Origin of the sequence: Bythopirellula goksoeyrii, assembly GCF_008065115.1 — a bacterium.
Taxonomy (GTDB): domain Bacteria; phylum Planctomycetota; class Planctomycetia; order Pirellulales; family Lacipirellulaceae; genus Bythopirellula; species Bythopirellula goksoeyrii.
Genome location: NZ_CP042913.1, coordinates 3071759 through 3096293 on the forward strand (window position 1 = coordinate 3071759; position 24535 = coordinate 3096293).

Genomic DNA, 24535 nt, shown 5'->3' on the forward strand with positions numbered 1-24535 from the left:
GGGTCTGCGTAGCAGAGATCGGAAGACTTTTATTCACACACCATTTTTGGGGGTGGTAAGTAAGGCACGGATCTGGTGCCAGCCAGCCAGCATCAGGTGCTTCTTTCCGCAGTCCATTTTCAGAAAAGTACTTGTTTTGTAGAGTCTGGCAAAACAGTGTTGGAATCCGTTTCCAACAGCAGGGCCTGATCCTGCACCTGCTGATCTTCAATTGAACTGGCATCCGTTGCCAGTTGATCAGTGAATCAGGTGTTAACCGTTAACACCTGCACATCTGATCAGCCGCTGGGAATCCCATTGCAGAGAGCACCAGAAGCAGCCAGAATACTGGTGTCAAAAGCAACGCCCCGCTGGGGCCAAGCAAAACAGTTTCTATGTCGAATCTAAACAGAAAAAAGAGTGCAGCCCTGCACGGGTGTTCGGTATCCGTATCCTGGGCCAACGAATGTTTACATTCCCCTTCAATTCGGGCCCGCTAGGCGGGCTGTTACGCCGTCGCAACACGATCAACGCCGCCGAGCCACAGGCCTTCAATTCGGGCCCGCTACGCGGGCTGTTACATCAGGAATGGGGGATACCCTCTCATCTAGGGGACCTTCAATTCGGGCCCGCTACGCGGGCTTTTACATGCAAACAGTAGGTAACGCTGTCAGCAGTGTATACCTTCAATTCGGGCCCGCTACGCGGGCTGTTACGGTATCGGAGATGATTCGGTCGATGCATTTGCCTGCCTTCAATTCGGGCCCGCTACGCGGGCTGTTACCATGCAGTCCGGTGATGCTATCCGTATCCTCATCCCTTCAATTCGGGCCCGCTACGCGGGCTGTTACGACGACACGAACTACGCGAGCCGAGACGACATCGTCCTTCAATTCGGGCCCGCTACGCGGGCTGTTACGTTGCCTTGGTATCTACCGTAGAGGCATCGTCATTCCTTCAATTCGGGCCCGCTACGCGGGCTGTTACCTGTGCCGGGCACCGTGCTCGGGATTGCAATAGGCCTTCAATTCGGGCCCGCTACGCGGGCTGTTACCAGGCGAATAAATAACCAGGATCACATTCATCAACCTTCAATTCGGGCCCGCTACGCGGGCTGTTACGGCCACCAACATAACTCGTTATCTAGCAAAGGGTAAAGTCGGGGAAATCGCGAACCTGGGTGTTTTCTGTCAAAGAGCGAAGCCTCCTTCAGCTATACCAAGACCGAACTAGAGTGTTAGCAACAGGTTAGCGAATTCGCGAACCTCCCTATTATTTCGTGGCCACTTGCTATTCGCGGCTAAAGTCGAACAATCAGGGCCTGAACCATATTGATCAATCCTTGGACTGCCACTTTTTCGGGTTGATACTCAAGCGGAGTAGCCAAATGAAGCTAAAAGATTTCAGCAAGGTTTTACAATCGTCGACAGTCCTGAGATCTCGCAATCGCCTCCAGCCTGCGGGTGGCAACGGCGACGTTGTTTACCCTCCTACTTATAGCGAAGGAAGCACGAGACATTTCAGAAGGATTGATGGAGAAAGTCGGACATGTGTTCTCTTGGACGCAGTCACTTCTCAAGCGAATCGAATGGAACAGGCTCTTCGCGACTCCTCGATTACTACGCCGCATCTTTCCGTCAATGTCGGCAACTACCATCTGACCTCGTACGATGTTCCCCATCGAATATGTGATGCCATATTAAGGGGCTGTACTCTGGACGGTGTTCCTTATTTGAATTCTTCTGTAGGAAAAGCAATCCTGAATCACGATGTCAGGGAAATATTTGGTTATTCACCTTCATCCTTGCTTTTCGGTTTTTGGCACAGCAATCGTACCGGTGGAGTGGGAATCAAGGTTCCCCGATCAATTGCCTCTGAGATTGTTGCCGTGGATGTAGAGAATGCCCCCCACACTGCTAGTCGAATTGATCAATTACCTATCAGCAAAGCATCCAAAGTTGAAAGCATTAAGAAGCCCGATGTCGTTGCAAAAGAAGGATGGGATTGGCGACTCAACGCCAAAGGTAAAAAACCCTCTGAAGCCTTGTTGGGTAATATTCCTCCCAGCATCACCGATGACCGTGGCATCACTATGGATTATGCCCTTCAGTGCGTGAGTATAAGCCTTTCTTCGCTGAGAAGTTTATCACTTGGAAACGATTCCGAAGTAGGGGTAAATTTTCTAGCAGCTTTGGGAGTCGCTGGGTTTGCAGAAGCATTTTCTAAAGGTTGTCGACTGAGGTCGCGGTGTGATTTACTACCGGAGAGTCAATATGTTTGGGAGGCTCTCTCAGGGCCAGAATCGGTTAGCCTTGGGGAAATCTCTTCGGAAGTCGCTTTGGGTCTGTTGGAGGAATCCATATCTGACGTGAAGAAAGCTGGACTGCCCTGGCATGAGACAACAATGCTCGAACCTAGCGACGATTTACTAAAGCTTGTAGAAGAAGGTGTTCAGTCAATCGGAGTGTGAGTTGCTGGGAATCACAGTCGAATATGTTGCAGGGGTCGCACACTTAGACCGCCAGGCTTACGATGAGCCAGGGCACGTAGAGTGGCCACCCCATCCAGACAGGTTATTTATGGCCTTGGTCGCTGCAATGTATCGCGGGGAGCCTCAGCCTGCTGAGCTGGAAGCACTAAGCTGGCTTGAAGGCCAACAGCCACCGGCAATTTCGGCCTCTCCCACTAATGATCGAAGCACTTTAACTGCTTACTGGCCCACCAACGATAAGCTTTACGCAAATAGGAATAAAGAAAAGCTGCTTGCAGCAACTTGCCCAGATGATCCATGCGTTACTTACTGGTGGGACGAAAAACCCAAAGAAGAGCTTCTTGAAGCTTTGCGAAATGTGACATCCCGAATGACTTACTTGGGACGTTCAGAATCGATTGTAAATTGTTGGGTAGAGGAAGGAAAACGGACTGCAGCTTGGATTCCTGATGACCAGGGTGTACTCAAGATGCGGGTACCCTATCAAGGTCGACTTTCAGAATTGCAAGCTTTCTATGCTGCAGGCAACAGACCCCAACCAGCTGCATGGCACGGTTATCGAAATACACACTCACCTGAAACTATACAAGGCGAGTGGTCACAGCTGATCCCATTGGAGCTTGGAAAACCTGTAGATCTTCGACAAGTGTGTCCGCTTATTGAAGCAGTCCGAAAATGTTTTTTGGCAGCTTGTGAAGAGCCAATGCCTTCCTGGCTTAGTGGTCACACCAAAAATGGAGACAGACTTCAAGCAAGCCACGTGGGTCTAGTTCCACTGGCTGATGTAGGCAATCCGTACTCAAGTGGAATTGTCTACGGTGTAGGGTTAATGATTCCCAAAAGTATTGATGCAGTGGCTGCCTCACTCGCATTGGCTCCATTTCTTGAGAAGACGTCTTGGATTGATGCCAAGACAAGTATCGGAAAAGTGGAGTCTCTGCGAAAGACAGTGTTTGCAGATACATGGTGCCGAGCATCTAAGACCTGGGGAACTGTCACACCAATTCTTTTGCCTAGATGGCCAAAACAAGAAAGTGTGGATAGTCTTCTGCTCAAAGCAATCGAACAAGCAGAGCTGCCAGTCCCAGAATCAATCGAGATTCTGCAATCCTCTCCTCATCGAGGTGGTCTCGGAATGGAGTTGGTTTCTCCCCCAAATCGGTATCGGCTCCACGCAACTATTAAGTGGCAATCCTCCTTAGCTGGCCCCGTAGCAATTGGCTCCGGAAGATACAAAGGCCTTGGATTCTGCAAGGCAATATTGTGAACTTCAATGATTGGTTTTCAGATGTTTGGGGTTACGAGCCTTTTCCGTGGCAGTCGAGGTTGTCCGAACTAGAAGAATGGCCTGCTGCAATCGCTGTTCCAACCGGCTGCGGGAAAACCGCAGTAATCGATGTTTGGCTGTGGCGTTGGTTGGAAGGTAGGGCTAATCGACGGTGCTGGTACATAGTTGATCGTCGTGTGCTCGTTGACGCGGCCTTTGAACGGGCATCTCATCTTATTAGAGAGTCAGGAGCAGATGTAGATGTTTTGAGACTTCGAGGGGGTGTCTTTGACGAACGTCCTCTACTTTCTCCGAGTCGACCAGCTGTCATTTGCTCCACCGTTGACCAGTTTGGATCTCGACTTCTTTTTCGTGGGTATGGAGTTGGGCGTTCCGGTAGAGTTTTGGAAGCTGCACTTGCTGGCGTCGATTCACTTGTGGTGATTGATGAGGCTCATCTTTCCGAACCATTGAATGAGACAATCACGTCAGCAGTATCACTTGGAGCAGATATTAGACTTTCGCCAATGACAGCTACACCGAGATGTGCCGAAGGCGAAATACTTAACCTTAATGAGAGCGACTTAGGTCATCCAATTTTGGCGAGTCGGCTTCACGCACAGAAAATAGCCCATTTGGTAACAGGGAGCCTAGCACAGCACGCCGAGCAACTTCGCAAATCAGGGGCACAATCAATTGCCGTTTGGTGCAACACCGTAGACGAAGCAATCGAGAATGCAAAGAAACTACGTCAAATCGGAGAAACGGTACTCTTTACGGGTCGTCAACGGGAGTTTGATCGAATAGCGTTGCTTAAAGAATGGGGTCCAATGTTGGAATCCAACTCATCGAGCGAGTCTCCCAAAGTTTTTGTTGTAACGACTCAGTCACTTGAAGTGGGTGTCGATTGGGATTTCGATGCCTTGGTAACTGAATGTGCAAGCATCGATGCTCTTAAACAACGCTTTGGTCGACTCGACAGGATCGGTAAGCGAACCCAGACCGAGGGGAAAATTATCAAGCCCCCCAGCAAACCCAAAGTCTATGGTGATTCGGCTCTAGCTACTTGGAAATGGTTGACGGCCAATGCTGAGAAAAGCATGATAGACTTTGGCATCACTTCGCAAAGCAAGTGGGAAGTCCCACTAGAGTGCAGTCTGCCTCTAGTACCTCCGCCCCTATTACTCCCAGCTCATCTCAATGCGTGGGTTTTGACAAGCGAGACAATTGATCTCGATGTTAGCCCGTGGTTACACGGCGAACAGGACGAACAAGATTGCCGCATCTGTTGGCGAAATGACTTTGAGGGAGACAATTCGGATTGGGTCGAGCGTATCAATGCAGTTCCACCAGCAATTTTGGAGACTGCAAACGTACCAATCTACAGTGTGCAAAGAGCCGTAAAGGAACCTCTGGTCATTTGGCGAGGACGTGAGGATGTTGCGGTTAGAAATGCAGAAGACATCCAACCGGGTGATGTTGTTATTCTTCCTGCAGGCTCAGGATATTTTGAGTTAGCATGCATGATTTCGGAGGAGACTCCAGACATTTCGGAAATAGTGGAACCTGTTTTTCGCCTTACAAAAGAGAGACTGGAAAGAGAAGGACTAGAAAGTGGTGTCGACTTGGAATCCGTGGCACTGCACGAGATACTCGAATTGCTTCCCGAAGCTGTGAAGGAACGCTTAGGAGACAGCGTTGAAGTACGTCCCTATCCTGATGGTCTTGTTCTGGCTGCCAAGCAGACTTCTCTTTCCGTACAAAGTGGAAAACCAGTTTCTCTTGAACAACATAGCAAAGAAGTAACGGAACTAGCACAATCTATCGCAACTGATTTGGACTTACCCTCGAAAGAAGTTATTCGATTAGCTGCATGGTGGCACGACACTGGCAAAGCAGATCCTAGATTTCAAGCGTGGCTGCAAGGAGGCTTTGCAGTTCATAAAGAATTCCTAGCGAAGAGTGGTCAAACGTGGCTGCAAATGCTTGCTGCAAGACAGCAGGCCGCTTATCCTTCAGGACGTCGACATGAGTTCTTGTCAGCTAAGCTATTCTCCATAAGCAAAGACGCCTGTGAAGTGGAAGATATTGATTTGGCACTTCATCTCATCGAGTCGCACCACGGATGGGCAAGACCTACCTATCCATTACCTTCCGATGAGTGCTCCCCAAATGTGGAATTAACCTGGGATAGGGAACATCTTAGCGTTAGAGCAGATGAGCATGTAGCAGATGAGAATCGACTTTGGCGACTCATTGATCGTTACGGATATTGGGGACTTGCACTTTTAGCATCGGTCGTACAGTTTGCTGACAGAGAAACTAGCCGTAGGGAGAGTTATGGAACTACCCGGATTGAGAGCTGATAGCTTACTAGGATTTCTTGCAGCATTAGGAGCCTGCAGAACACTGGAGGTAGGTCTTGCATGGCGAAAGAGTGGACCCTTTTGGATAGCAGACATTGACACTGATGATCCCTTTGAAGTTGTAGTTTCTCAACTGCTACAAACATGCCAAACATTTCCAGCTCAGTTCAGCCAACTGGCTGAGACGGATCCGGCACTTAAATTTGAAGAGGGTGTAAACAAGTGGCGAGAATTCGCACTCCAGTATCCTGACTGGGCTTGTGCAATTGGCTGTGAGGCTGGAGAAGATTTCCGAAGGTCTCCAATTTTGATGAGCAAAGGGGGTGGCCATCAGCATCCTCTAAAGATGGTGCAAGGACAATGTTCTAAGATTTCAAGAGAAGATATTGAGCTGGCGTTGCTTGGCCCGTGGAAGCGAATCCCCGATTGTGGGCTTAGATTGGATCCCCTCGAAAATCGACCACATGCAGACAATTGGTCTGACCCCAGCATCAAGAATCAAGACTCTCAAATTGTCGCGTTGGGGCCGACACGGCTGGCATTCGAGTCATTCCCGCTAGTCCCTACGCTGAATCGAAGCCTACACGCGATTTTTGATCGTACTGGTAAGATTGTGTCGTGGGCCCTCTGGGAGAACTATCTACTACCCAGAGCGATTACGGCTCGCTTGTTCACGAGTCCACCTGCGTATGTTTCTTCACGTCGACACATTTCCAAAGGTAACTGGTCTGTATCTCCAGCCAAAGCAGTAGGGAATAGTCGATGAGATTTTCGAAGAAACCGTGCGGATTGTCGGAGGAGGGAGATGCAGAAATGAGTAAGGAAGTAAAAAAAGGAAGTAGCGGCGGTTGATAAAGCCGCTGTACTTGGGTGCCTCAAAAGCAAACAGAGCACCATTCGGAGCGAGGAAGACGGGGCATCTCGGAAAGTGCCTCAGCCGATGAGGCTGACACAACGCAGCTTTGGCCTGGAACTTCATACAGCGTGGCATGCCTGCTGTCAATTGAAATGCTTCTAATTTTCCGTAACATTGATTCAGTGGTATCTATATCTTCTTTTTATGTTTGGCAACAAGGTAGGACATAAAAATGACTGACAATCACAGCATCACGGGAAACCCGCCTGATTCAGGGTCAACCGGTGGTTCAAGATCGATCAAGCTAGAACACACCTCGAAAAAGAAACTGATTGAGCTTTGGTACATTGAGCCTTTGGAGAGGATGAATGGCCATGAGGCTTTTGTGTGTCTCAGTGTCTGCCTTTTCCTTTACGAAAAGTATTTGAGAATGACTTCCCAAATTGGGCAGGAGGAAAGTTTTTCAGAAGGGCACGAAGTCTTCAAATTAATCGGCAAGGATCTGGAGATCCCTGCCGACGATGCTTACGAGTTCTGGACGTGCTGGCGAAATGGCCTTGCTCATCGCGGAATGCCAAATAAGAGTGAAAAGTACAAGTGGGGCCTGACTGGTCAACAGCAGAAGCGTGTCGTGATTGGGGAGGGTCATTTCACGATCAATCCATGGTTCATCCGTGATATGATTCTCAACAAAGTGAAAAACAAGAAGCAGATTTGGGAAGATGAGCTTTCACCATTTATGAAAGTCTTCCACTTGGTAGAGCCCTAGCAAGGAGTCGCTCGTAGAGCCTGACCCACCGCGAGTTAGAGGCATCAAGATCGTTTCAACAGCAACACGCAGTTAAGACTCACGTCCTCTGTCAGGCGTAGGAGGACCTCGACGTGAGACGCGTCCGGCGTGCTTTAGCCACCACCTCGCCGCTTGGCAGCCGCTTGGTGGGCCTCCACAGTCTTCGCTTGCGATTCCTTCCATGGTTGCCGATAGATCGGCTCAATTTCGGCCCAGTTATAGACACGTTAGAGTGCTTTACGAAAGAAGTTCCGCCCCGGCCAGATTGATGACCTAGGAATAAATCTGGCTGATACTACCTCGCGGCGGAGTGCCAAATCTCGGAACTTAGTTGGGAATGCCCAACTAGCCGCGGTCGATAAAGCCTTCGAACTTAGCGGGAGGCAGTTATCGTCAGCGGTTGTGCGGACCGAAGCTAGAATTGGGTCTTCAAGAAACGAATTGGACACATCAAAGCCGATGCCTTCTAAAACGGCGACAACGCTCCTCGCAGATTCCAATCCCCAAGCTATAATTTGACAGTCAAGTCGATCACGGAGGCCAATAGCTTCGAATAACTCAACGTCGTCTCCCTAGGTTGCTGCGAATTATTTCACCATCTTCGTCAACCATGTAATGTGCAATCCTTAAACTATATGTAAAGCCGCTGACTCCCTTACTGAACCACATTGAAACGCTTCTCTCATCTGAGAGCTTGAGATCACCATTAGGTGCACCAGCCTTTATCCATCTAATGATTTTCTTCTTTGAACTGACTGACTCGTAGTCTAATATTTTCTCCAGCAATTCATTCGAAACTTTTTTCTGTTCTTCGTCGTCGATTTCAAAGACAAATGAAAGATCGGCATATACTTCGAGAACCTTCTCTCCCGTTCTTGGGTTTTTTATTGAGTGGTCGCCTGATATCCGAGACTGAGCTCTCATGCCAGTCTTGGTGTGTTTGTAATCATGTGAAGAATCGTTATCGGCAACCTCCCAATCATCTGATCTAGATAACACCTCTTCTAGATCGAAAAATGGAATAATTCGATTGTCAACATATTCGCCGATTAGTGAATTATTTTTCACTTTCTTGGGTGCTTTCTCAACTACCAAATCAATAACTCGCTCAGCTTTTTCAGTTTTATCTTCTGCAGGCAGTTTACTGCAAATTAGCTGGAAATTCATAAGCACAACACAAGATGAAATGATGATGCTTCTCATTCTTGACCTCTCATTCAAAGCTAAAAAGCATAATCGCGAAGCGAGTAGCTACAGGATGTATCTTGATCAATACCATTAGTTAGGAGCAGTCTAGTCGAAGTAGAGTCAGCACTCAATCCTTCCGCTTCAACGCAAGATGAGCTGCTAGAACTATGGTACATGGCATCACACATCTTGCGAACGCTTATATCTATCTCAGCAGACGAAGATGGAAACGTAAACCGATTTCGATATTCGAAAGGATTATTTAATTGTTCCGGCAATGCAAATAGATATCTCCGCTGATAAGCTTTGCTTCGGGATCAGTTTTCCGGTTCCAATATATCCACAATGTATAGGGCATCGGCATAATCGTCTTTCCCAGTCTCCGGAGTTCGGTTGGGTATCACTGACAAATGGGCCAGCTACTACATGTACATCCAGGCAACCACATTGCCGATCAGCACCACTGCGATTCCAGCGAAGTAGGCCACAAAGGCGGCTGTCTCATATCAGTAGGGCAGGTCAAGCAATTGGCCACCTCGGAAACGGTTGGCCACGATGCCTGTAATCATCAGGGTCACGCCGACGATGAATGACCAGAGCAGCAGCGTGTTGTGTGGCGTCATGGGCGGAGCGGGTGTGAGAACACCTATCAGGCGTCAGCATCGATTCTGGAGGCATCCTCGATGATCCATGTTGATCTATGAGACGATTTCCGTCTGGCTGATGTAGTCAATGAATTCCTTACCAATGATGTAGTTGCGACTTCCGACTCTATGGACTTTCAACCCGTGGCGGCGTGCAGTTCTCAAAGCGGCGGCACCTAATCGCATACGCTTCTTCACTTCCTCAAGTGTGTAGACGGCATCGGCGTGAATAACTCCCTCGAAGTATTGCGACTTGTCTGCCATTGAGCACCCTGAATCCGCGATCTAATCCGATAGGTAAACTACCTAAAAGCGAAGATGGCATACTTGAAACTACCACTATTCCCCGATAAACAATGCAATCAGATAATAGGCTTTGCAAGAGTCTCATCCAAGTATAGAATGATAGCAAACCACTATTATTTTAGGTGTTTTCGGCATTAGCCTATAGGTGTAAAAGCCCCACTGTTAACCGCTGGGTCGTAGGTTCGAGTCCTACCCGGGGAGCTTCTTTGGTTTCTACGAAACCGACCACCACACCAGTCAACGCCCGGCACCGAGAATTCGGCCGCCGGGCGTTTTGCTTTTCGATCCTATGTTCGCAGAGTTTGCGAGGACTGGTCGCCCTGGCCGGGGATCTCTATTTCAAGGGAGAGATCCTGGGGCCGAACGGAACCTTCAAGGTTGCCATCGCATGTGCGAAATCTCCGGCCAAAAGTCTCGGAATCTCTGATTAACATTTCCCCAGAAGTTAACATGCTGGTTGCACATATTGACTCATTTGTCAGGTAGTGTCCGTCAAGATGCGCACATTTGTTTTTAGGGTTTAGCCCTGTCGGTAGGTCCGCCCCCAACTCCGTAGCTGCGTAGCAGCGGAGGGTGCGCTGGGCATGGTCGAGCGATTGAGGGTGGAAGTCCCCTGTGGATCCTAACGGAGGTAACCACGAGGTGAAAGCAACTGCACGAGACGGAGTTTGGACATTGGACAATCGAAGTCTATCCCGCGAGGGCGTGTGGGGAGGAAGCCGTAGCCGAACTGCAGCACCGAACGTAAGTGAACCCTCAAACGGGCTTCTCGGACCTGGGTTAGCGTGCCTTCCAGCGCGACGCCCGATATCCGTTGGTGGCCGAGGAGTAGTGAGGGCGGAGGCGGCAGGACATTGTTCGATCTTACCCCAGGAGATCTCTGCGGGTCCGCCTATCGGTATTCCGGAAGAAGGCAACGACGACCGGTTGATGCCCGCAGAGAAGTCGGATCGCCCCATAGTAGTGCTGAAGCTGGGTAATGCCGGTGGAGCGAAGGGGGCGACAAGTTGTTAAGTGCTGGAACATGCCAACTGGCTTTCGCGTTTGCCGACAGCCCGCATGGGGGCAAGGACGAGAGAACCTCGGACGAATCCAAGGGAAAGTCGCACCTGCTGCTCAGAGCGAATACCAAGGAGGTAGATCATCCAGCCACCTGGGTAGCCGACGACACAAGTCGGTCACTGGAACAAGTAGCCTCGGTGTCTAATTTGGCCCGGGCGTTGCTTAACGTCGCGCGCAATAAAGGTGCGGCAGGTGTGGACGGACGTGGTGTACGGGAAGTGGTTGAGGCTTCGCCCCAACTGCTTGCTCAGCTACGCCGTGAATTGCTTTCGGGTACCTACCTGCCTGGCGACATTCGCCGGGTCTGGATTCCCAAGTCCGGTGGCGGGCATCGGGGCCTAGGTATTCCGAATGTCGTGGACCGCTGGGTTCAGCAGGCCGTACTCCAAGTTTTGGAGCCGATCTTCGAGCCGACGTTTCACGACAGCAGTCACGGATTCCGTCCGAGGCGTGGTGCACAAACGGCCATTGCTGCGGCCAAGCAATATCTGGCAGAAGGATATGCCTGGACGGTCGATATTGACCTTTCAAAGTTCTTCGATCGTGTTCACCACCAGCGGCTATTAAACCGCTTGGCGAACCACGTAAAGGATGGGCGTCTCCTAAAGCTAGTGCATGGCATGCTCAAGGCGAAGGTTGTGTTGCCCGATGGCACACGAACGGCCACGACCGAAGGCGCACCGCAAGGTGGTCCGCTTTCTCCGCTACTTTCCAATGTAGTTCTTGACGAACTCGATTGGGAACTGGCACGTCGTGGACTTCGGTTCGTGCGTTACGCCGACGACTTCAGCGTGTTCGTGAAAAGCGAACGTGCCGGTCGTCGGGTGATGGACTCCGTCAGTAAATTCATTGATAGACGCTTGCGTCTGCTGGTCAATGAAGACAAGAGTTCCGTCACGGGTCCGAATTATCTAACTTTCCTCGGCTTTCAACTCGGCAAGAATGCCGAGGGCCAAGTCATGGTGGCAATCTCTCGCCGAACTAAGGAGCGAATGGATGCCCGTATTCGTGAGCTAACGCCACGAGTCTGGGGTCAATCGCTGTCGACGTGCTTCGAGAGAACCGAACGCTACCTGCGAGGATGGATTGGATACTTTCGGTTGTGTACCGAAGATTCCCTGCGACCGCTCCACAAGTTCGACGCCCACATTCGGCGTCGTATTCGGGCGATTATCATTCGTCAGAAGAAGCGGGACCGGTATCTGTTCCGCCACCTGCAAACACGTGGCGTTTCTCGGAAGTCGGCGGCTAAGACCGCCTTCACTCGTGCTGGCGTTTGGAGACGCAGTGTCAGCTATGGCATCCATCAGGCGTATTCCAACGCCTGGTTCGCCGAACGATTGATGCCGCTCACCGACCGTTGGCATGCCTTGAACCCTTCCCGACAGGTCTTCATCAAACAGCAACGACTGTTTGAAACCTAAGGCAGCAACTTGAAGAGCCGGATGCGTGACCCGCAAGTCCGGTTCTGTGAGAGGCTTGGGGGAGAGATCCCCCGGGCCTACTCGACGAGTTGGGGGCGTGCGCGGCCTACGAGGCCACTCCGCTGGTCTCCTTCGTTGTCTCTTGCAATCGCTCCATATCGAGGTACTTGCGGGTGCCCCATTTGGTACCAGCGACGTGTCGCAGTCTTGCGGATACCAGCATCAATGCGCTGTTGCCGTCCGGGAAGGCACCCACGACGCGCGTCCGCCGGCGGACTTCGCGCATCAATCGCTCCAAAGCGTTGTTCGTGCGAATCCGCGTCCAATGCTCGCGAGGATAGGACATGTACCGCAACGTCTCGCCCACGCCCTCCTCGACCACCTTGGCTGCCTTGGTGAGCTTCATCGCTCGCAGCTTCTCCACAACGTCGCCCGCCTTCTTCTTGGCCGCCTCGCGGTCTTCCTGCGCGTGAATTGCCTTGAGCATCGCCATCACCTCCTTCATTCGATGACGAGGAACTTCCGAGCCAACGTTGCGATACCAGTGGACCACACACCGTTGCCAGTCTGCCTCCGGATAAAACTCGCCCAAGGCTTCTACCAACCCTAAACACTTGTCGCTGGTCACCAGGCGAACTCCCTTCAGGCCACGCTCCTTGAGATGCCGGAGGAACTTCCGCCAACTCTCGGTATCTTCCTTCGTCCCTTCGCAAACACCCAGAACCTGCCGATAGCCGTCCTGGTCGACGCCCACGGCAACCAATACCGCCACGTTCTTCACCTCGCCGCCCCACGACCGTTTCAGCCAAATACCATCCAGGGCCACGTAGGCAAAATCGCCCTCGATCGGCTGGTTTCGCCAGGCTTCGATCCGCTCGTAGAGCTGCTGATTCAGCTCGCTCACCGTGCTCGGAGAAACTCGTGTTCCCCACAACGCCTCGGTGATGTCCTCCACCCGGCGAACGCTCACCCCGGCGAGGTACATCTCCATTAGCGCCTCTTCGACCGACGACTCCCGTCGTCGGTACCGCTCAATAATCTGCGTCTCAAATGGCAAACTGCGGAGTCTAGGAACCTTGAGCGTCACTTGGCCTGCCTTTGTCTGCAGTCCGCGATCGTATGACCCGGCCCGCGTATCCACGCGGTCGGGGCTCCGCTCGTAACGCTTCGCTCCACAGAGTTGATCAGCTTCGGCCTCCAACAGTCCATTGAGCGTCTCCTCGACGCTCTTGCGAACCACCTCGTCGACGTGCCCTCGAATCTGAGCCTCGTCGATCTGAACCATGCTTCCGTTTTCAGTACTTCCTGTTAAACTCGCCATCGTGGCAGTCTCCTTCGCTTGGGGGAATGAATCGTAACAATCCAATTCCTACCAAGCAGGGGCTGCCCAAACAATCTGCGCAATAATTAGGACGTTATCTAACTACTTAACACGAGTGAGATAGATTATTCTCTTACGAACAGTGTTGTTTACAGGGAGCTTGCATGCTCTTTGAACCCCGAGCAATAGTCTGTTTCTCGGGGTTTTCTGTCTGGCCTCGTGAATTCACGAATGCCGAGCTTTCTTCTAAAAGGCTGCTTCTCTGAAATCATCATCAACTGGTATTGTCCTTAGGCTACCCGCAAATCGCTTAGCCGACTTGCGAGTAGATAGCGGCGGCCAAAATCGCACCTGAAAGTGGGCCTATGACAGGTACCCAGGCATAATCCCAGTCGGAATCACGTTTTCCAGGTATCGGTAACAACGCGTGAACCAAGCGAGGTCCCAAGTCGCGTGCAGGATTGATTGCGTAGCCGGTCGTGCCTCCTAAGGATAAGCCAATCGAGAGCACAAGCAATCCAACTGGAAGTGCTCCGAGTGTGCCCAAGCCGATTTTAGCACTGGGCATCTCGAGACCTGCGATCATGGGACCCTCTGCCAGTAGAGTTGGTTCGACCGTAAGGAGGACGGCCAGCACCAAGACCATGGTACCAACGGTTTCGCTTAGTAGATTACTACTCGTTCGTCGGATTGCCGGGCCAGTTGAGAACGTGGCAAGTTTCGCGTTGGCATCATCGGTTGCGGCATAGTGATCCCTGTAGACAAGAAATACAAGAATTGCGCCTCCTATGGCTCCCACCATTTGAGCTGCAATGTAGCCCGCGACTTCCTCCCAAGCAAACTCACCTGCTGACGCCAGCCCTAAGGTAACGGCCGGGTTAAGATGGGCACCACTCATCGGGCCCACACACCAGACGCCAACAAACACGGCCATGCCCCACCCGAAGGTGATTACAATCCAACCGGCGCTGTGACCCTTCGTCTCAGATAATTCAACGTTAGCAACAACTCCATTGCCCAGCAAAACCAGCAGGAATGTTCCCAGGAATTCACCTGCGTAAGCAATCATCTTCTTTTGCTCCAAGAAATGTATGATATTGAGAATAGTCACATTGTGTCACAAAGAAGAACCTTCATGACTCGATACAAACTTCAAAAGATTCCGTCCATGCAACAACTTCAATTCGTCTGAGAACGCCACTTATGAAGATGGAGTACTGGCGAAGCCAGAATCAGTCAGCGACTTGTAGTGCTCCAGTTCACGGGTTGTAATTTCTGAGCTCCAATCCAGGATTCTGCCCATCCACTTTGCCACGTTCTCTGCGATATCCATATGTTCGCAGTGATAGTAGCGCCAACTTGTACGTCGAATCATCACATCCTCAAGATGGACTGCCCATTCCCGTTGACAATAGTGTTCAACGGCCTCTTGGCATACTTCGGGAGGCTCAATTCCGCTCACTTGAACGGAATCTCGTTGTTCTAATAGCGGCGTTGTTGCAGTACGGCATGGCTTCAAAGGAATATTGAGATAGTCGGCGATCTCATCTACGGTTTCCTCAGCCATTAGACGGTAGGTCGTAAGTTTGCCTCCAGTCACGTCCCACCAGCCAGGATGGCTCATCTTAATCTCATGGCGACGAGAAATGTCTGAGGGTTTGCCGTGTTTGTCCGCAACTAAGGGTCTCAAGCCGGCCCAAGTGGAAATCACGTCGTTCTCTGTTAAGGCTACGGCTGGAAACGCATCGTTCACTACGTCCAGCACGTACTTTTGATCCTCGGGATCGCAGTGTGGGAAGTCAATCGGTTCGTCGTAGTCCGTATCAGTGGTCCCCAAGATTACCCGTTCGCCCCAGGGAATGGCGAATAGGATTCGAGAACCTTCTGCAAACACTACTGCATCCGGCACGGGGAGGCGTGATCGGTCGACGACTAGGTGAACTCCCTTGGTGAGCCGCAATGTAGTTTCAGAATGAGGAAGATCATGTGACCAAGGTCCGGTCGCATTGATAACACACTTAGCACAGATTTCATAATGCTTGTGAGACGGCGTGTTTTGCAGGTCACACCGCCAGCGACCATTCTCCGGATGGGCGTCGACGAATCGCACATAGTTCGTGATGGAGGCTCCGTGATGACTTGCCGACCGGAGCGTGTCCAAGACCAAGCGTGCATCATTCGTCAAGCCGTCGAAATAGCGCACGGCACCTGTCAACTTGGAAGTTTGTAGCCCAGGGAGCAGTTCTAGGATTCGTTTGCGTGTGAGGATACTACTCTTCCCTAAGTTCCGCCCACCAGAAAGGAGATCGTAAATCTTCACTCCAATCCCAAGTTTCCATAGTGACCACGTCGATCGTTTATGCGTGGGAAAAATAAAAGGCAAAGGATCAGCCAGATGAGGGGCGATCTGGTGGATAACCATCTTTTCGCGGCTCGCCTCACGGACTAAGCCAATTTTTCCTTGAGCCAGATAGCGAATCCCTCCATGCAGCAGTCGGCTTGATCGGCTGCTAGTGCCAGCGGCGAAATCCTGTTTGTCGATCAAGGCGGTCGTCAAACCTCGCATCGCGGCGTCTCGAGCGATGCCGGAGCCCACGATACCGCCTCCAATCACAAGAACATCGAATTTCCCCGGTACGCTAGGATCATGGGATGCTGTGGACATGGGTATTCTCCCCGAAAACAGGCTCCTTGATTCCACAAAGTGCCTATAGCGTATCGAAGTTTGTTTAGCAGCACTAGCCAGTAGGAGGGAGTCGAGTCTAAATTGCCCCTAAGTAACGGTCTCCACTCTTAGGTTCAGTATCACTGAATGATGAGACAGCCATGAATAAATCGATTTGGTTTCTTGTTCTAGTTGTCTGCCACACGATCGGCATCAATTCCCAGATTCATGCTCAATTGCTAGTCGCACATCGTGGTGCGTCGGCCGAAGCACCAGAGAATTCGCTCAGTTCTTTTCAATTGGCGTGGGAAGAAGACGCAGATGCGATTGAGGGAGATTTTTACCTCACCTCGGATGAGCAGATCGTATGCATTCACGATGAAACGACCAAGCGAGTCAGTGATGTCGATATGAAAGTATCGAATTCAACTCTTGAACAGCTACAGAAGCTCGACGTTGGTAGTTGGAAGGACAGCCAGTACGCAAATGAGCGCATTCCTACGATTCAAGATGTCTTGGCTACTATTCCCTTTGGGAAATCCTTTTTTATTGAGATAAAATGCGGCCCGGAGATCCTTCCCATTCTAAAGCCAATTCTCCTTGACTCGGGGATCCCGCTTTCCCAACTAAAGATTATCTCCTTTGATGAGGATGTCGTAAAAGTAGCCAAACAGACTATGCCAGATATCGAAACCTTTTGGGTCGTCGGTTTCAAGAAAGACAAGCAACAAGGAAAATGGATGCCAACTATCGATGACGTCCTCAAAACTGCAGCAAGCATTAACGCTGACGGTCTGGACTTGAAGGCCGAGCTAGAAGTCATCAATTCCGATGTGGTGGCACGCTGTCGTGACGCGGGCCTTGGCCTTCATGCATGGACTGTCGATGACCCCAAGTTAGCTGAGCAGTTGATAGAATTTGGATTTGATTCAGTGACGACCAATCGTCCGGGATTCCTGCGACAAGCCTTAGTGGTCTCGAAAACCGAAGCTAAACAATCTCCGGTTGAGGTTCCGTCTGATGAGGAACGTTCTACGACGACACAGGCCATTGGTAAAGAATAGCTTATTAACCGTTAATCTCGCCAATGAATCGATTACTCTTGAATTGCTGCTTGCAATGATCAATTCAATGCAACAGAATTCATTTGTCTCTTCCTCAACTATCTCAATCCATTCGGCGCATTATTAAGGGAGTTATCTCGATGGCTTTTCTGCTCGCATTAGATCAAGGTACGACCTCCTCGCGCGCAATCGTATTTACCGACTCAGGCGAGATCAAAGCCGTCGAGCAAAAGGAATTTAAGCAGTTCTATCCCAAGCCAGGTTGGGTGGAGCATGACCCCGAGGAGATTTGGATAACACAATTGGAAGTGGCGGCGAAAGTACTCAAGACTGCGGGGTTGAATCCCTCTGAAATAGCTGCTCTTGGAATTACAAATCAGCGCGAGACCACGGTCGTGTGGGATCGCGCGAGTGGCGAGCCGATTCATCCGGCCATTGTGTGGCAGGATCGGCGCACGGCAGATACTTGTCAAGAATTGCGTTTGGCGGGCCATCTGCCGACGGTTCGTGAGAAGACCGGCTTGCTGCTTGATCCCTATTTCAGTGGCACGAAGATCGCCTGGATCTTAGATCATGTCCCGCAGGCACGCACATTGGCGGAGGCTGGCAAACTCGCCTGTGGAACCATTGACACGTGGCTCGTTTCCAAGCTGACAGGTGGCCAACTTCATATAACGGATGTTTCGAATGCCTCGCGTACATTGCTGATGAATATCCACACGGGGGATTGGGACGAAGAACTCTTAGAATTGTTCCAAGTTCCGCGAAGTATCTTGCCTGAAATCCGGCCATCCAGCGAGGTATATGGTGAGGTGGACTCTTCACAACCGCTCGCAGGTATCAAGATCGCAGGCATAGCGGGGGATCAGCAATCCGCCTTATTTGGCCAAACATGCTTTGAGAAAGGTGCAACGAAGAACACCTACGGCACAGGTTGCTTCATGCTGATGAATACCTCGACCGAAGCGGCCGTGTCGGAAAATAATCTCTTAACCACGGTTGCTTGGAAGATCGACGACAAGATCGAATATGCAATTGAGGGGAGTGTCTTTGTAGGAGGAGCTGTTGTGAGTTGGTTGCGCGATGGACTAGGGATTATTAAATCGGCTTCCGAGGTGGAATCCCTGGCCAACTCCGTGTCCGATAGCGGAGGTGTGATCCTAGTACCCGCGTTCGCCGGCCTGGGGGCACCGCATTGGGATCCTTATGCCCGCGGAACGATTATCGGCATCACGGGTGGAACTACTGCCGCGCATATTGCCCGAGCGGCTGTGGATTCGATCGTGTTTCAAGTGGCCGATCTATTGGATGCCATGCGAAGTGATACCGGAGTTAGTTTAAAAGAACTACGCGTCGATGGTGGGGCGAGTGTGAACAATGCGCTGCTTCAGTTTCAAGCGGATATACTCCAGATTCCTGTAGTTCGCCCCACGGTTACCGAGACCACTGCTCTTGGGGCCGCCTATCTGGCCGGCCTAGCAAGTGGTGTTTGGAACAGCCGGGATGATATTGCTCATCACTGGGAAGTCGATAGGCGGTTTGAGCCACAGATGGCTGCCTCGAAGGCAGCAGAACTACGATCCCGCTGGGGTAATGCTATTGAGCGAACTAAGAACTGGGTGAATGGCGAACCAACTGCCTGAAATGCACTTACGCACGATGTGGCTCAAGGTGATCGTGGTAGGCGTGCTCATAGAGTCGCTCCTCGTGCAATTCCTCTTCTGCGTCAATTAGCCATTCGTAAGTGGTTTCTGAGGCGGGAACGGTGTATTCGACAATTGGGCTACTCGGTTGAGCGATGGGAGTCCGAACCACTTCCTCTTCAATCCGTTCGACAAACGGATAATCGTAGAAGTCCACAGGTTCGGGCGCAACGACCTGCTGCACTTTCACGCGTCGGCGCTTACGCGACTTCTTAGGCTGTGGTGTTGGTTCTTCCATTTCCTCGGCGATTTCTTCTGCAAGCTCCTCGATTGGCAGATCTTCGATAATCTCGTGCGATATGCCCGTGCGACTCGGTAAGCGGCGGCAATCAACGTCGAGATTTTTAAACATTTGCCACATGTGTTCGTGACATGTAAAGACCAGCAGTTGGTGTCCCCCTTCGGCGAAATCTTTCATAACTGCAGCGGCTCGCTGCGCACGAATAGCGTCGAAATTAACAAGCACGTCATCGAGAACCATCGGCAAGCGTACACCCCGTTTGGCAAATGTAGACACAACCGCCAAACGAATACTCAGGAACAATTGCTCTCGGGTGCCGCGACTAAGTTTGTCGACAGTCAGCGACTCACCGGCTACGTTTTCCACTAGCAAAATGTCGTCGGCAATCGGTGTCCAGACACGTCGGTACTCTCCACCAGTAAGCTGCGACATGTAGCGAGTTGCTTCGGAGAGGGTTTCCGGTTGGCGATTGGCTTCGTAGTGGTGGCGAACTCGTTCCAGCACCCGGCTGACCGTTGCATGTTCTCGCCAAGTTTGACGTGCGTCTTCGAGTTGCTTTTCGAGACAACTCAATTCGAGCTGTCTTTCAGCAAGCGATCTATCTTCAACCAGCGCCCGCTGTTCCTGTCGCAAGGCACCTCGTTGGTCAATCAAATTCTTGAGCTCTGTTTGCGTCTCATCAAGCTTGTTGGAATACTGTTCCCAAAGGGTATCGAGCTGATCGATGCATTCGGTTGCAAGTAACTCTGCAAAGGTCTCCTCGGGAGCGTGGGTGCCAATAGCGGCAGCTATCTCGCGAGTGACTCGTTTTCGCTGGCTGCGGAGCTTTTGGGACTGTTCTTGCTCCTCGATAAGGCGACGATAGGCGGGTTCGTCTTCGCAATCGGCTGCCTGGAAAAGAGCCTCTCGGCGCCGGCGAATTCCAGCGATGGTCTGGCGATGTTCACCTTCCTCGGCCTTGAGTTCTTGAGCACGTTCATAGAGTTGCTCGCGGCGCTCAATATCGGCAAGCTGTTTCTTGTGTTCGGCAATGAGAGTTTCCAATTGGTCGATGGTAGAAACTTCGCCTTCGTCGTCGGACTGCACACAGTCGACCTCTATAGCAAGGTCGTGAATCCGACGTGTGATAGTGGCATGCTCTCGTTGGCGGGCAACAATCTCTTCCTGGCGAAGTTTGACTCGCTCATCCAGATCGCCGAGTGCAGAAAAACGCTCGGTGACCGCCACGAACCGCCGAGGATCAAGTTTCTCAGAGAATCCGAGTCCCACAAGCTTGGTTTGCCAGGTTGAGAGCGCTTTGTCATATTGAGCCTTGGCTTGGACGAGGCGAGCTTCTGCTGAGGAAACCTCGTGACCAGCCCGTTTTCGTTGGGCTTCCACCGGTAGCACGTTCTCAAGTTCTGCCAGATGCTTCTCGGCCGCTTGCAGTCGCAAGACTACCGAGCCATCGGTGATCGGCAATTCCGAGTCGAGCAACTTTTTGTCTCGCTCGGCTTCTTCCACTTGGCGAGCCAACGATTCCATCTGTCGCTGGCACGCATCGAGTTTGTCGGCAGCGCTATCTTCGATGAAGTACTTCAAGACAAACATGAAAATCGTAGACGCTAGCCCAGCTAATGCGATCAGGCTGCCATGGCTCCCCAAAGGATTGTTGGGAACCCACAGCCACAGGCCCACCAGCAACATCCCCAGCACTACCGCCGCCAGCGTCCAGCCGAACATCCACAAGGGCAAAACCTGGTCTTCCAAGAGCTCGTGACTCTGCTGCTCCAGATCCAGCTCATGGCTACGAGCCTGTTCGAGCCGTTGTTCGACTTGCATCCGACGCCGCAGACGAGCGACCAAGTCGCTTGCCTCTTCCAGATCCATCGGCAGGCCATGATGTTCGCCCGCAACGATTGCCGATTCGATGCGGGATTTGAGTGACCGCTCATTCTCGGTCAGAGTCGCGAGTTCCTTAGTTTCATGATCGATTTTCTTTTGAGCTGCCTGAACCTCGTCCAGCAGTGGGTGAAGACTCTCAAATTCTGTATTGGTGATCTCTTGGAGATGTCCCGCCCTGGTGATCCCCAGAGCCGTTGCCAGTCGTTCCTGTTCCGTGGTGAGTCGTTTCTGAAGCTCTTGAGACTCACCATTGAGATCCCCGATCTGGCGGTCAAGCGATATGAGCCAGTCTCGCTGTTCGGCGAGCGCTTCAATTCGACTGGCATGCTTTACCAGAAGCTCATTGATTCCCAGCCGTTCAGTCTCTTCCTTCAACTGGCGCCGCTGACCTTCGAGAATGTCAGCCTCTCGTTGGTGCTCCTCAATTTTTCCGTTAAGCGAGTCGAGTCGCGAAGCCGCATCCTCAGGAAGCTGAATCGCGCCGCTGAATTGATTGATTTGCGAAGTGAGTTTTGCACGCCGCCGCCAATTCTCTTTCAGACCCACGGCAATTTCTACCGTGCGCGCTTGATGCTCTGCAGCGGTGACTTCAGTTTCCTGGTCGACAATTTCAGCGTCAAGTTCCTCGATCCGCACGGCAAGCTGCGACCAACGCCGGTTTTGCTGGGCAAGTTGGCTGATCTCACCACGAAGTACTTCGCGTTGAGTGAGTAGATCTGTGATGAGGGAATTCTGTTTCCCACTGGAAAGAAGGTTCTGACGAGTCTTGCGCAATCCTTGAATCACGTCGTAGAGACTTACCCGGTCAAGTCCCGAAGTGAGCCGATAGAGCCATTCCGCAGCCTGGGTATCTGTGAGTGAGCCAAGCCGTTGGATTTCGCCGAGTCCCAATGCGAAGATGTTTTCGTAGGTGACTTCGTCGATGCCCGCGAGTGCATCGCGCAACAGACGATCTCCCGTGGAGTGGCCTTCCTCGTCGATAATGGTCACAAGGCCCAGGTCATCAACGTCTCGGTCCGCATAACGAGCGACGGTCAGAGCCTGCTGGTTGTCGGAGAGTTGCAGAGTGCCGCCAGGTCGACCTCCGTTGACCGGCGGGAGGTAGCGACTCCGCCGAGTCGCGGAGACTCCATACAACACCGAGCGCAAAAACTGCATCAGCGTGGTCTTGCCGGCTTCGTTAGCACCGTAAAAGGCTGTCAAGCTTGGAGAGATCCCGCCAAGTTGGAGATCGTGCCACACGCCGAAACCATCGATGTGAACTTCCGTGATTCTCATGTTACTTAGCTCAATTCTTTATGTGAGTTCGATTCCCTGCGACTCGCAGAGTCGCGGTTATGCGCCGATTAGTATCTCTTCGCCATCCATGAGATCGACGCCCAGCTTGGAGGCTGCCCAGAGTAGTTCAGCGCGATCTTCGGGTTCGACTTTGGCTATTTCGGCCAACGAGGCTTCGCGGTATTCCGCTGGGAGGAATTCATCCAGATCAAGTGATATGTCAGGATCCTCTTCCAGCTTGCGAAAATCTCGCAGCAAATCCCCCATAATCGTTTCTTCATCGACCCATTCCTGAGGTACGTCCAATGGGGCGTTACATTCGATGCCCACGGTCCAAATTCCCGGCGAATGGGCAGCATAGCGGTTTCGCAGCACTTCGACCATTTTGTCGCTTATGCCGCCCGCATGAATGTGATTGACGACGCTGCCGCATCCAGTAATCTGCCAAGTAATGAGCAATTCGCTGCCATGGTGCTTGGTTTTCAGCTTGCCAATTCGATCCTCAATTTGCGACATGAGAGCATCTTCGTCGGTACCGGCCGTAATATCCACGACTTCAGTAATCCAGCGGATCGCATCCGTGGCGACAAAATTCGTTTTTATATGTCCCGCGTCATCCACCAAGACGAGAGTGCAACCATGCGGCCCCGGTTCACTGGGATCGCGGCCTTGGGGCGAACCGCAGTAATGAGCGATTCCGGGAGATTGATCCACCGTTTGCCGATGATGCTGGCCACCCAGGGCCATGTAGTCGACTCGGTCTCCCTCGGTTCCGGGGGAGGCAGCGGTCCCATGAGCGACCCCGACGGTAAATAGCCCTGTCGCATCGCAGAAGAACCCGCTGTCGTCGGGAGTGACCCCTTGGGTACGGCTAATGCCCTGGATTCGCGCCACTGGCTTACCATCTCGAAGTAGTTCGAAATCAGCCACGTGGCCAACGGGGAAAATATGGACATTCTCGGGGAGCGTTGCAGAGGCTGGCCAGGTATCCCCGGCATCTACTTCTCCACAAGCCCAGTAGACGGGGATGTTATGATCTGCAAGACGCTGGAAATGATCTCGGAGGAAAACCACCGCCCGGGGACCGGCCAACTCGGGATCGAGCAAATCACCGGAAAGCAGCAGGGCATCGGCCCCTTCGGCGAGAACGGTCTCAAAAACCTGGCTGGCGGCCAAAAACGGGGCTTCGAGGAATAATTCTCGTTTGTCTGGCGGAACTTCTGCGACCCCTCCCAAGGGGCGTTCCAAGTGAAAATCACTGGCGTGAACGAAGCGTAGCGGGGGAAACGACATCGGAGCCTCCTTGCCGACCGACTTGCAGACAACGCCTACGGCAGGCTGTGTTGTCATGGATTTCATGGTTTCAGACGCCGAGTTTACTCCGAACCTCGTTTTTCTCCAACTTCAGCTTGGAAGAGGCCGAGGGAAGTGGAGAATTTCCACCTCATGGTGCGAACTTGACAAGACCTGCTGTCTTGAGTCAGAATCCGCGCCTACAATAATTGCTTGGCAGTAAACGTTTTAGGTCGAATTCTGCCCAGCAATTGGTATGTTGTCTGAGTACATCCTACGTTGGGTTGTAACTAGTTTGATACTTATTTCTAGAGATAGGTGAGCGGATGGAGTGCGGAGTGCTAGCTTTGCCCGAGCAGGCGGAGCCCATTTTCGAAGAATCATGGGAATTGGCAGGAAGGACGACGGATATCCTAGCAGAGATGGATGATCCTTTCGACGATTTCGACGACGACGATTTCGACGATGACTTTGATGACGACTTTGAAGAGGACTGGGAAGACGATCTGACCGAGGACAACGAGTTCCCAGATACTTTTGGTCAAGATGATAGTGACGATGACGACGGCGATGCTCCGTTCAATGATGACCCCGATTTCGATGATGACTGAAACAAGTGAATGACCAATTCTCAATGACCAATGACCAGCGTATTGATTGGTCATTGGTCATTTGGTTCTTGCTGTGAATACATTTGCCTCTTGACGAACGAC

18 protein-coding genes and 1 CRISPR repeat array are annotated in these 24535 nt (G+C 51.7%); of the genes, 11 read left to right on the top strand and 7 right to left on the bottom strand.

What is annotated here, in order from left to right; translation table 11 throughout:
• Nucleotides 1-458 precede the first annotated feature (458 nt).
• A CRISPR array of direct repeats spans nucleotides 459-1100; the repeat unit is 33 nt; unit sequence CCTTCAATTCGGGCCCGCTACGCGGGCTGTTAC.
• A 266-nt stretch (nucleotides 1101-1366) separates the two neighbouring features.
• The 5 genes from cas7g (at nucleotide 1367) to Pr1d_RS12250 (ending at nucleotide 7728) form a co-directional block, all read left to right on the top strand.
• A complete protein-coding gene (gene cas7g / locus Pr1d_RS12235; protein WP_148073796.1) occupies nucleotides 1367-2449 on the top strand; it encodes a type I-G CRISPR-associated RAMP protein Csb1/Cas7g in 1083 nt (360 codons plus the stop codon).
• Nucleotides 2427-3737 carry a type I-G CRISPR-associated protein Csb2 gene (gene csb2, locus Pr1d_RS26675; protein WP_148073797.1) on the top strand — a complete coding sequence of 437 codons (1311 nt, stop codon included), beginning with the start codon at nucleotides 2427-2429 and terminating at the stop codon, nucleotides 3735-3737. The genes cas7g and csb2 overlap by 23 nt, the downstream gene beginning before the upstream one ends.
• Complete coding sequence (cas3g, locus tag Pr1d_RS12245) at nucleotides 3734-6103, top strand: type I-G CRISPR-associated helicase/endonuclease Cas3g (protein ID WP_168205200.1); 2370 nt, start codon at nucleotides 3734-3736, stop codon at nucleotides 6101-6103. The genes csb2 and cas3g overlap by 4 nt, the downstream gene beginning before the upstream one ends.
• Complete coding sequence (locus tag Pr1d_RS26845) at nucleotides 6078-6869, top strand: type I-G CRISPR-associated protein, Cas3-extension family (protein WP_449241548.1); 792 nt, start codon at nucleotides 6078-6080, stop codon at nucleotides 6867-6869. Before cas3g ends, Pr1d_RS26845 begins: the two co-directional genes overlap by 26 nt.
• 322 nt (nucleotides 6870-7191) lie before the next feature.
• Nucleotides 7192-7728, top strand: a complete 537-nt coding sequence (locus Pr1d_RS12250; protein WP_148073799.1) for a hypothetical protein — start codon at nucleotides 7192-7194, stop codon at nucleotides 7726-7728.
• A gap of 579 nt (nucleotides 7729-8307) precedes the next feature.
• On the opposite strand, the gene Pr1d_RS12255 is transcribed toward Pr1d_RS12250, so the two are convergent.
• The gene (locus Pr1d_RS12255) at nucleotides 8308-8952 is read right to left on the bottom strand and encodes a hypothetical protein (RefSeq protein ID WP_148073800.1); all 645 of its coding nucleotides are present in this window, start codon (nucleotides 8950-8952) and stop codon (nucleotides 8308-8310) included.
• Nucleotides 8953-9347: 395 nt separating this feature from the next.
• Between Pr1d_RS12255 and Pr1d_RS12260 the strand changes: the two genes are divergently transcribed.
• On the top strand, nucleotides 9348-9530 hold the full coding sequence (locus Pr1d_RS12260) for a hypothetical protein (RefSeq protein WP_148073801.1): 183 nt from the start codon (nucleotides 9348-9350) through the stop codon (nucleotides 9528-9530).
• A gap of 105 nt (nucleotides 9531-9635) precedes the next feature.
• Here Pr1d_RS12260 and Pr1d_RS12265 read toward each other — a convergent pair whose 3' ends face one another.
• Nucleotides 9636-9845, bottom strand: a complete 210-nt coding sequence (locus Pr1d_RS12265; protein WP_148073802.1) for a hypothetical protein — start codon at nucleotides 9843-9845, stop codon at nucleotides 9636-9638.
• 684 nt (nucleotides 9846-10529) lie between these two features.
• On the opposite strand from Pr1d_RS12265, the gene Pr1d_RS12270 reads away from it, so the two are divergent.
• On the top strand, nucleotides 10530-10901 hold the full coding sequence (locus Pr1d_RS12270; RefSeq protein WP_148072168.1) for a hypothetical protein: 372 nt from the start codon (nucleotides 10530-10532) through the stop codon (nucleotides 10899-10901).
• On the top strand, nucleotides 10895-12373 hold the full coding sequence (gene ltrA / locus Pr1d_RS12275) for a group II intron reverse transcriptase/maturase (RefSeq protein WP_148072169.1): 1479 nt from the start codon (nucleotides 10895-10897) through the stop codon (nucleotides 12371-12373). Before Pr1d_RS12270 ends, ltrA begins: the two co-directional genes overlap by 7 nt.
• Nucleotides 12374-12479: 106 nt before the next feature.
• Here ltrA and Pr1d_RS12280 read toward each other — a convergent pair whose 3' ends face one another.
• From Pr1d_RS12280 to Pr1d_RS12290, 3 genes are all read right to left on the bottom strand, one after another.
• Nucleotides 12480-13694 (bottom strand): IS256 family transposase, encoded by a 1215-nt coding sequence (locus Pr1d_RS12280; RefSeq protein WP_168205201.1) that lies wholly within the window; start codon nucleotides 13692-13694, stop codon nucleotides 12480-12482.
• Between the two features lie 310 nt (nucleotides 13695-14004).
• A complete protein-coding gene (locus Pr1d_RS12285; RefSeq protein WP_148073803.1) occupies nucleotides 14005-14763 on the bottom strand; it encodes an MIP/aquaporin family protein in 759 nt (252 codons plus the stop codon).
• Nucleotides 14764-14895: 132 nt separating this feature from the next.
• Nucleotides 14896-16359, bottom strand: coding sequence for a glycerol-3-phosphate dehydrogenase/oxidase (locus Pr1d_RS12290; RefSeq protein ID WP_148073804.1), 1464 nt, complete (start codon nucleotides 16357-16359; stop codon nucleotides 14896-14898).
• Between the two features lie 161 nt (nucleotides 16360-16520).
• On the opposite strand from Pr1d_RS12290, the gene Pr1d_RS12295 reads away from it, so the two are divergent.
• Nucleotides 16521-17423, top strand: a complete 903-nt coding sequence (locus Pr1d_RS12295; protein ID WP_148073805.1) for a glycerophosphodiester phosphodiesterase — start codon at nucleotides 16521-16523, stop codon at nucleotides 17421-17423.
• Between the two features lie 140 nt (nucleotides 17424-17563).
• Nucleotides 17564-19066 (top strand): glycerol kinase GlpK, encoded by a 1503-nt coding sequence (gene glpK / locus Pr1d_RS12300; RefSeq protein WP_148073806.1) that lies wholly within the window; start codon nucleotides 17564-17566, stop codon nucleotides 19064-19066.
• A gap of 7 nt (nucleotides 19067-19073) precedes the next feature.
• Here the strand turns inward: glpK and Pr1d_RS12305 are convergent, their stop codons facing one another.
• Together Pr1d_RS12305 and Pr1d_RS12310 are read right to left on the bottom strand one after the other, a co-directional pair.
• Nucleotides 19074-22529: an AAA family ATPase gene (locus Pr1d_RS12305; protein WP_148073807.1), complete on the bottom strand. Its 3456-nt coding sequence runs from the start codon at nucleotides 22527-22529 to the stop codon at nucleotides 19074-19076.
• A gap of 57 nt (nucleotides 22530-22586) precedes the next feature.
• A complete protein-coding gene (locus Pr1d_RS12310) occupies nucleotides 22587-23879 on the bottom strand; it encodes a metallophosphoesterase family protein (RefSeq protein ID WP_168205202.1) in 1293 nt (430 codons plus the stop codon).
• Between the two features lie 281 nt (nucleotides 23880-24160).
• Here Pr1d_RS12310 and Pr1d_RS12315 point away from each other — a divergent pair, with 281 nt between their 5' ends.
• On the top strand, nucleotides 24161-24433 hold the full coding sequence (locus tag Pr1d_RS12315) for a hypothetical protein (protein WP_148073809.1): 273 nt from the start codon (nucleotides 24161-24163) through the stop codon (nucleotides 24431-24433).
• Nucleotides 24434-24535: the final 102 nt, after the last annotated feature.